The 351-nt window shown below is 55.0% G+C and carries 1 protein-coding gene; it reads left to right on the top strand.

From position 1 onward, the window contains the following. The coding region (locus NTD85_RS22270; RefSeq protein WP_262143232.1) for a hypothetical protein at positions 1–351 on the top strand (351 nt) is incomplete at both ends.

Below are 351 nucleotides of genomic sequence, written 5' to 3'. Positions count from 1 at the left end.
GACGCGCCTATCGTTCAGGAGGCTTTCAACAATAAGCTCGACGTCGATAAACAGGGCAACAACGACATTACGGCCGTAGTCACGGCCACCGGACCGCGCTTCGAGCTTAATGACATCATCTACTTGACCATGTTCGGCACCACCGTGGATGGCGAAGAGGTCAAAGTCCCTGCCCCGACCCAGATCGTCGACAATCTCCCGCATAACTACCATTTCAAGCTGCCCATTGCCGACGTGCGCAAACTGGTCAATACCCAGGTCATGTTCTCTTATCACCTGGTACGCAACGGCAGCAGTCTTCCACTCTCCAAAGGGCAGTTTGTCGATTTCGAAGGCGTAGCCCACCGCCTG

Source organism: Pseudomonas sp. 13B_3.2_Bac1, from assembly GCF_025466205.1.
Classification (GTDB): domain Bacteria; phylum Pseudomonadota; class Gammaproteobacteria; order Pseudomonadales; family Pseudomonadaceae; genus Aquipseudomonas; species Aquipseudomonas fluorescens_H.
Note: the sequence above shows the minus strand (reverse complement) of the source record. Positions and strands in the feature narration are given on the sequence as shown.